We start from the raw sequence: 5,823 nt of genomic DNA, 5'->3' as shown, positions 1-5,823 counted from the left end.
CGGATTCGCGCCTCAGGACTCAGCGCAACGCGTTGCGCTGAGTCCTGAGGCTGTTGCAATGAAAATGAGAATCAAGGTTCGATAGCGAGCACAATTTGATTTTTGAATTATGGACGAATTCCTCGTCAAGAGGGTAAAATAATGCCGACGGCAGCCCAAGTTGTAGTGAGCTGGGCAGAGCCGTTGCTTAACGAAGTTAGGTCATCGTCTTAGCGACGGTGGCCTTTCTTAATATGAGAAAGCCATTGTCAATAGGCATGTTCGTTCGAGCCCGGTTTGAAACCGGGCTTTTTCGTTTCCCGTCGGGAGAGCCCGCGCACGCTGCATGGCTTAGTCGACGCTTGCCTGGCAAGCTAATATCCGCGGGCTCTTGCGGGTGCGCTTCCGGCGGTCAGCCCGGTATGTCCGCGCACCCCACCGCATTTCGATTCTCCGTCCGGCGCTATCGTACGAATCCAGTCTTTTGTCGGGCGCGGCCCCGGGGCTGCCCATCAAAAAGGTCGTGAACTCGCGCCGGCGATGCGTCGAGGCGCGGGCCCTCCCGGCGGGAGTCGGTTGTCGCCGGCTGCTAGAGGACGGTCCCCTCGGACCTGCACCCGATCTCCCAGACCCAGCAGGCGAGCTCGCGCGCCACGGCGGCGTTGGCCTTGCACGCGCTCTTGCCCGCCGCGGCCAGCGCCTCGCGGCGGCGGTGGAGCCTGGCGGTGCAGTCGTCCGCCCTAGAGCGTATCGCCGGGGGCACGTCGGTGCCGGGGGCTGGGGCCTTGGGCCTCGGGGAGCACGTGGAGTAGTGCCATGCGGACTCTATGAGCGCCGTGCGCGCGAGCGCGTTGCCGGCCTTGGTTATCCCGCCGCGCCGCTCGGACTCGCCGCTCGAGTGCTCCGACGGGGTCAGCCCGCACCAGCTCGCGAAGGCCGGCGCCGAGCGGAACCTGCTGAAGGACCCGGCCTCCGCCGCGAGCCTGAAGGCCGTCAGGGTGTCGACCCCCTTGATGCAGGACAGCGCCTCCACCGTCGCCCGCCAGCGGTCGGTGCCCGCCAGCGCGACGACCCTCCTCTCGAGCTGCCGCCTGTCCGACTCCGCGCAGCGGGCGGCCGTGACGTAGTACTCCAGCGCGTCGCGCTGCGGCCCCTCGAGCCTGATCTCCGAGACCCACCTCCAGTGGGCCCTCGTCCAGGCCTTCTTCCTCGCCCCGTCGGCGTTGCGCTCGTCCCAGACGTGGCCCAGCCTGATCAGGAACATGTTGAGGCGCTGCCTCGAGCGGCGGAGCTCGCGGGTCGCGTCGTCGAGGGCGCGGTCGAGGTCCCGGGCGGCCTCGACCGCCATGTCGGGCAGCGGGACCTCGACGATGTTGTGGGTGGCGAGCATGCGGGCGATGAACTCGGCGTCGCGCCGGTCGTTCTTGCGCCGGGCGTCCGCCGCCGGCCTCTGCATCTTGGAGACGGCGGCCACGGCGCAGTCGAGGCCGAGCGCGCGCAGCTCGCGCGCCATGTGGAAGCCGGTGGGGCCGCTCTCGTAGCACGCCCTCGGGTCCTCGAAGCCGAGGGCCCACTCCGCGATCTCGGAGGCGTCGGTGCCGAAGCTGCGGCGCACCACCTCGCCGGTGAAGGGGTTGAACGCCGCGGCGGCGACCGATCGCGCGTGGACGTCCAGGCCGATGGAGGTAACATGGGGCATGGGAAGCCTCCTCCCCGCAGGTGCGGTAAGGGCTACCGCACGGGCCGATACTCAAAGCCCATTGTGGCACCCCGAGCCCGCGGAAAGAAGCTGCGCCGCGGGGGAGGCGGCCCCCAATGGCTTTCTCATATCGTCTTTTGGGCTTCGAGCCCTGCTTGAGTGCCTTGGAAAGGCCGACAAGGGCCGTGAGGAGCGAGACCATAGCGGTCAGGAGCTTCACGAACTCAGTGAAATCGGTCATGGGCATCACCTCCCATCGAATGGAGGGCTCTGCCCGGCACGAGGACTGCCGACAGCGAGGACGATTCTATCAGAGTGGCTGGCCCTCTTCATTCAATTCATGCTCCCCACCCTCGCCGAGACTGCAAGCGTGGCAGAATCGGCACCGAACGGTAGCGCGCCAGGGCACTGACGATGAACTATCCAAAACTAGCGAGGCGTGTCACCACGTGAGAAATCGCCACGGTCGATAACGCGATCGCCCATCTGTCGCGACACAGTGCTACCGCCGTGCGCCTGGCCGGCGGTGCGAACGCGGTCATCGCCGGCATTGGGAACGGCGCCGGCGTAACGGTTGCGAATCTCCCTCGCATAACCGCGACGCGCAAGAAGTTCATCGCGAACCGCCGGATCTTCGAGCAGGTCTTCGTCACACTTCGGTGTAATGAATTTAGGAAACGAATTGTAGGCGACGCCTTTGCTTGCTTTAGCCTGCTCGACCCACGCCGAGTATGCTTTCTTGAGTCGTCGGATATAAATCTCACAGCGCTTCTCGTATGGAAGCGCACGCTCGGCCTCCAACACGTTATTTTCGAAAGCCGTCTGCAATGACTTCAACGCGAAGCGTCCGTCAAGACGAGTCAGGTTGAAGGTGCACTTCGGATTGCCGGCTTCTTTGATATCGAGATCTGTCGCATAGACTCGATTGTTCTTGATGAAAATGTCTACGCCCCATGATGCAAGTAGTTTTTTGAACTGCTCCATATTCTTTACGCGACCTTCGTCAATCGCAATATGGATCAGCTCACGCAGATTGTTTTTATAACTGTACTCGCCGCGACCAATAATCTCCTTTTCCGTGTCGCGCGGTTGACGATCACGAATCTTCGAATTTTTCTTACCCTTTTCAAGTTGGGCGAGATTCCAGTCCTTATCGAGTTCGCGGACCCACAAGGCGCGTTCGAACTTCCCGTGACGCCCGCCCGTCTCACAACGTTTTCCTGCCAGGAGATCCGTGCGGTTAATTGCCATGTGCACTGCGTAGCGTTTTCCCGCCTTGTCGCTTTCCTCGTGTAGCGCGAAGATAACTTGCTGATTCGGGTAATGTTTCGCGACCCATTGCCTTGCGTAGGCCATACATGCATCCGGCGTCATTTTACCGCCGTTGCACGAACATTCTTCGGGGAGAAACGCGAGAATCTGGTGGAGGATAGTCACGTTCTTCGCGCCGGCTCGCGAAGGCGTGTCGTGATGGAAAACCTTCCGCGTCATTGCCATTTTCGAAAACCAGTACTTATCGCATTTGATGTTCCAGCCATCACGGGCAAGGGCATGTTTCCCGTTGATGTACCGCCGAACGTTCTTTGCGTAGCGCTCGCTCGATACGCTCTTCTGCTTGATAACAGTCACTTTGCATCGCCGCCATCGGTGAAATAGCGACGCTCGAGCGTTCTCAAGAATTGAAAAGCGTAATCAGAACTTTTAGCAACGCACCCGATGGCCATAAGAACGGCAGTTTCGTCGTAAGCCGAAAGTCCTTGCGCGTTTATGAAGTGCGCCAACTGGTTAAGGTTCGTACCCCGCTTCAAAAGCTCATGATAGATCTTCTCCACGCCGCTATGGTCGAAATCGATTTTCTCGATCTTCCCGTTAATTAGTACGCGCCGTGCATACGAGCTCACGGTCACGCCAAGGAAATCAGCATTGCTTTCGATTGTCCTTTTTTCTTCCGGTGAGACCCTGATGTGCAATTCTTCAGTTCGAGATTTTTGATCAGCAATTTCCGCAAGACCAAAATCGATATCGAGATCGTCGGCATTGCATAAGACGAAACGTATGAGTTCCGCCTCACTCATCTCATGTCGCTTTGCGATTGCGATGATGGCTTTCTTCTCTTCATCGGAAAGAGACGCCTTGACGGTGTGTGGGCGGAGCCTGCTCATGATTCCTCCGGAAAACGAATCAGCGATCGGAGAGGCCTCCGATCAAAACCTGCTATGCGATTCGCTTTCCTTTTGAGGAACGGCTAGCGTCGTTCCAAAAACGAAGAATCGTCTCCGCGATTCTTCATCGCGGAGTTTCAACTTCACAACAACCTTATCGCCGTAGCAGGCGATAAGCAAGGTCTGTGGCGTGGTGTTTTTGGGGTCCGAATGGGCCCACAAAAATGCCACCCACAGTCATCTTGCAATCTCCGGAACGGTGATTGGGCGAAACGCAGTGTAGACGTGGAATGAGAGGCCTCATTCCAAGCGAGAGGCCTCGCGGCGTTGTAACTGCGTGAAGACCGTGAGCGGAAGCGAATTTTTAACGCGAAGGATGCTGAGTGTTAGAAATTCGCTGTAGCGAGAGCGAAGCGGTACTGCGAATGCGAGGGATGCCGAGTTTTTGCATTACCGCGCATCGGACTCCGGGCGAGGGCTGGAGCAAGTTGATGGAAGACCTTACCGATTTGCGGAAGGTTTTGCCCGAAGCATCCGGCACCGCCGGATTCTTTTGGAACGGCCTCTCGTTTGATTGCTTTCCTATCGCTTGCTCCCAGACTGGGCGTCTAAAAAAGGCGGCCGAAACCGGCCGCCCGCAAAAATAAATAAATATTTACCGAATGTAAGAGGAGAGGAACGATGTACATTACTCCCAGTGACCGGCGACGTCGACAACCCAATGCTGTCCCGTAGCCTGCTGTTCATAATGTCCCTGGTCCTCAGAGGTGGTATACGAATCATCGACAATTGATCCGCCGATGCCGCCTGAAAACGCATCATTTTCACTCCACGAATAGGCGGCATCTTCGGAGTCGAAGGGCCCTACCATAGTACCCCCATGATTGACCCAGAAACGAGGATGACGCGTGTATACCACGTTCGGTACCCAGACCTGGCTGTAGTCGGTTTCCCAGTGGCCCTGCTCGGCAACCCATTTCTTCTGGCTACCGCTGTTGGAAGAGGAATTATTGCTGCCAGAACCCTGCGAATTGCCGGAATTCTGCTTAGACTGGGAGGAATCTCCCTTGCTGTCCGACTTCGACGAGTCGGAGGACTTGTTATCCTCCTTCTTGGAGTCATCGGACTTCTGGTCCTTGCCGTCGAATTCTTTCTTCTCCTCGGTCTGGGCTCCAGAGGTTTGCGTCGCCTTTTCTTCGCTTGGCTTCTTTTTGTCTTTATTCTTTACCGCTGTGGCGGCCCTTTCCGTAGAGCCGCTTCCTTGCTTTGCAACGCTGGCACATCCAAGTTGAGGTGCCGAAAGGCACACCAGAAGCGCAACGATAATAGCCTTTGTTCTCACACCGATCTCCCTGCCCATGAAACCGGGCGTTGGACACCAGCCGATATCCAACGCCCGGCTCGCTTTTACATCTGCTCGCGGCGCTTCTTTTGATCGAGGAAGACGCCGGCTGCCACGAGGACGGTACCGCCGATGGCGAACGTCTCGCCGATGAGTCCCGCGCGGTCGCCGGTCTGGGCGAGGTTGCCGGGCTGGGCGGTATCCGTGCCGGCGAGGTGCTTCGGGGTGTATGCCGCCTGCTGCTTTGCCGCCTCCTCTGCCTCCTGTCGTGCGATCTCATCGGAAAGCTTCTGCTCCGCTGCGATGCGGTCGGACTTCGCCTGCTCGTAGGCGGCGAGTGCCGCATCATAGCCGGACTGGAGCCCGTCCACCGCGGCCTGCTTCTCGTCCAGGATGGCCTTGGCGGGAGCGACCTTGGCACGTGCCTCGACTGCTGCGGCGAAAAGCGCGTTGAGGGCGTCATCCGCGTTCACATCATGGCCGGAAGCGATCGCCGCGCCGGCATCGATGGAGTTCAGCTTCGACAGCTTGGCGTCTGCCTGCGCCTTTGCCTGCTCGGCGGCGGAGACCAGGGACTCGGCGGCGATGGCATCCGCCTTCGCGGCATCGAGCGCGGCCTTGGTGTCATTGACGGCCTTTAC

Annotated in this window: 4 protein-coding genes and 1 pseudogene; all 5 read right to left on the bottom strand. The window is 59.2% G+C overall.

All coding sequences use genetic code 11. The annotated features are described in order from the left end of the window. Window positions 1–568: 568 nt before the first annotated feature. A complete protein-coding gene (locus tag I2H19_RS09765) occupies window positions 569–1,678 on the bottom strand; it encodes an IS110 family RNA-guided transposase (protein ID WP_195622538.1) in 1,110 nt (369 codons plus the stop codon). 429 nt (window positions 1,679–2,107) lie between these two features. Next, entirely contained in the window at window positions 2,108–3,307 is a 1,200-nt protein-coding gene (locus tag I2H19_RS09760; RefSeq protein WP_195622537.1) for a relaxase/mobilization nuclease domain-containing protein, read from the bottom strand. Next, entirely contained in the window at window positions 3,304–3,840 is a 537-nt protein-coding gene (locus tag I2H19_RS09755) for a plasmid mobilization protein (protein ID WP_195622536.1), read from the bottom strand. Before I2H19_RS09755 ends, I2H19_RS09760 begins: the two co-directional genes overlap by 4 nt. Before the next feature lie 688 nt (window positions 3,841–4,528). Further along, window positions 4,529–5,182 carry a hypothetical protein gene (locus I2H19_RS09750; protein ID WP_229089896.1) on the bottom strand — a complete coding sequence of 218 codons (654 nt, stop codon included), beginning with the start codon at window positions 5,180–5,182 and terminating at the stop codon, window positions 4,529–4,531. A gap of 65 nt (window positions 5,183–5,247) precedes the next feature. Next, window positions 5,248–5,823: pseudogene (locus I2H19_RS09745) on the bottom strand (CAP domain-containing protein); the annotation flags it as partial.

Origin of the sequence: Collinsella aerofaciens, assembly GCF_015560135.1 — a bacterium.
GTDB lineage: Bacteria > Actinomycetota > Coriobacteriia > Coriobacteriales > Coriobacteriaceae > Collinsella > Collinsella aerofaciens_AN.
Note: the sequence above shows the minus strand (reverse complement) of the source record. Positions and strands in the feature narration are given on the sequence as shown.